The sequence below is a fragment of the Ancylobacter sp. GW821-FHT10E12 genome, assembly GCF_058809335.1.
Window position 1 is genome coordinate 1 of the sequence record NZ_JBXASN010000047.1, and the last position, 740, is coordinate 740.

Sequence of the window (740 nt, forward strand, 5' to 3'; positions counted from 1 at the left end):
ACAGCCCGCTACCGACGAATTCGGCGAGCTCGCGGGTGTTGGGGGCGTCGAGCATGGCGCCGGGTCCGGTCTCCCAGACCTTGCCCCTGTGCATGTAGACGACCTGGCTGGCGACCTTGCGGGCGAAGGCCATCTCATGGGTGACGAGGATCATGGTCATGCCGCCGCGGGCGAGGTCCTCCATCACCCTCAGCACCTCGCCGGTCAGCTGCGGGTCGAGGGCGGAGGTGACCTCGTCGAACAGCATCAGCTTGGGCTGCATGGCGAGCGAGCGGGCGATGGCGACGCGCTGCTGCTGGCCGCCGGAGAGCTGCTCGGGATAGTGGTCGGCCTTCTCGGCGAGGCCGACGCGGGCCAGCACCTCGCGGGCGAGGTCGCGGGCCTCGGCTTTCGACGCCTTTTTCACGCAGCTCGGCGCCAGCATGATGTTCTGCTCGGCGGTGAGGTGCGGGAACAGGTTGTAGCTCTGGAACACGATGCCGACGTCGCGGCGCAGCGAGCGGCGGTCGAGCCTGGCGTCGTGGACGGCATGGCCGCAGACGTCGATGCGGCCGTCGTCGATGGTCTCGAGGGCGTTGATGCAGCGCAGCGCCGTCGACTTGCCGGAGCCGGACTGGCCGATGACGGCGGCGACCTCGCCGCGGGCGACCTCGAAGGAGACGCCGTCCAGCACCTTCACGGTGCCGAAGCTCTTGTGAACGTTGGAGAGTTTAACGACGGCCGACATTGAGCTTCCTTTC

1 protein-coding gene is annotated in these 740 nt (G+C 68.2%); it reads right to left on the bottom strand.

Annotated features, from left to right (window positions below; genetic code table 11):
• Window positions 1–727 (bottom strand): amino acid ABC transporter ATP-binding protein (locus AC1RU4_RS26230; protein ID WP_492894805.1); only part of this gene is annotated, 727 nt, incomplete at its 3' end.
• Window positions 728–740 lie beyond the last annotated feature (13 nt).